This is a genomic window from Pseudomonadales bacterium (genome assembly GCA_013215025.1).
GTDB lineage: Bacteria > Pseudomonadota > Gammaproteobacteria > Pseudomonadales > DT-91 > DT-91.
The window spans coordinates 1-1,858 of record JABSRR010000315.1; the positions used below are offsets into that span (position 1 = coordinate 1).

The following is a 1,858-nucleotide window of genomic DNA, read 5'->3' on the forward strand; positions in this document are numbered from 1 at the left end:
TACAGGCCGACATCTATCAGCGAAATCAGTCTGCGCTAAAAGCGGCATAAGCTTATCAGACACATCGGCAACATAAATATATGCTGGGAGGTGTTCACTTAATAAGGCACGTAATTGCGCTAGCGAATAAGGCATGCTCAAGCTTTGCTTGATCGGCGGTGGTGAATCCGAAGAACAATACCAACAATATTTTATAAGCGTGTTACCGCCATCCAGCAACAAATTCATAGATTCGCCATCAGCCATGATAAGATTTTCTTATCGACACTTCGCCGCCATTAAATGTGCGCTCACCATGCGTCGTGGCAATTTTTAACTCGCCATTTGCATTGACCCCTCGATACTCTCCCACCACAGCTTGATCACCAATAGTCACAGTAACCTCTTGCCCATGCAATGCATCGACCTCTGACCAGTCCGATACGAAGTGATTAAAACCATGGCGCTCGAATTTCGCCAGCATCGGCAGTAGTGATGCCAGCAACACCTGCAATACTTGGTGCTTATCATGTAAGACCTTTTGCTGTTGCTGCAGCGACGTCCAAGCCTGATCAATACTGCCATGGCTGTCCAGCATATTAACATTTAGCCCGATACCAATGACCACGTGAAATTGATCCGTCGGATCGCCATTAATTTCTAGCAAAATACCGGCAATTTTACGATTTGCGACCAACACATCATTTGGCCACTTGATACGCGCATCGCAGAAGCCGAGCTCTGCCAAGCAACGCTGCAAAGCTAAACCTACAACTAAGCTAAGACCATCCAGCTGGCGCATACCACGTTCAAATGTCCACAATAATGACAGATATACATTAGCCGCATACGGGCTGGACCAACTGCGTCCGCGACGACCACGGCCAGCCGTTTGTTTTTCTGCCAGTACAATCTGTCCTTTCTCAGCCTGATGGCTGGCCAATAATCGCAATAGCTCCGCATTGGTAGAATCAAGCTCACGGTGCAATGCCATTGCAGGCAAGCCAAACTCAATCGCCATCTTATCAAGCTGCTGCTGATCGAATAATGAAATCGCCGATTTTAAGCGATAACCTTTTCCTTTAACCGACTCAATAGACAGGCCAAGTGCCTCAAGAGCCTGCAGACGCTTCCACACCGCCGCTCTACTTACCCCTAACACTTCACCAATAGCCTCGCCAGAATGGAATTGACCATCCGCTAACATGGCCACTAATTGATCCGACAACGACGGGTTTTGCATAGTATTATTTCTTTTCTTAAAGCTTTTATATTTGAGGTCATCAGTATGCATAGAATGACACAGCGATTCTATAGCTTTATGGCCTCACTGCTGAAGCAGCAGAGGCTGCGATTATACTCCATGTAGCTTAGATTACTGCCACCGGGATTACTGCCATTTGTATTAGAAGCTTGGCGCTTTATGCCATGGATGACATGTATTTCAGTGATGCAGGAGCAATCACTGTGACCTACTTTGACTCGGGGCTCCTGCCCCTCACCCTTCGGGGCCCTTGGCGTCCAAAATGGCTTTCCTGCCATTTTGTCACATGCACCCTTAAACATAACAATAGCTCGACGTTAAATTTAAAACAAAAAAAATGCCCATCCTATCGGATGAGCATTTCTTTTTTGTTTGAAGCTTGGCGATGACCTACTCTCACATGGGGAAGCCCCACACTACCATCGGCGATGGACCGTTTCACTACTGAGTTCGAGATGGATCAGGTGGTTCCAGTCCTCTATGGTCGCCAAGCAAACTTGGATAACCTAAAGAGATATCTTTAAGGTTAAATAGGGTCGATAGAATGATGATGAGTCCTTGTTAGTGCACTGTATCTTAGTCGATACCGGGTCACTCTCATCTCAGCCTTTAATA

General features: G+C 46.5%; 1 protein-coding gene and 1 rRNA gene. Both read right to left on the reverse strand.

Annotated elements, in window-relative coordinates; translation table 11 throughout:
* Positions 1 to 238 precede the first annotated feature (238 nt).
* Entirely contained in the window at positions 239 to 1,222 is a 984-nt protein-coding gene (gene birA, locus HRU21_13265) for a bifunctional biotin--[acetyl-CoA-carboxylase] ligase/biotin operon repressor BirA (protein NRA43257.1), read from the reverse strand.
* Positions 1,223 to 1,620: 398 nt separating this feature from the next.
* Positions 1,621 to 1,735 (reverse strand): 5S ribosomal RNA (rrf, locus tag HRU21_13270).
* Positions 1,736 to 1,858 lie beyond the last annotated feature (123 nt).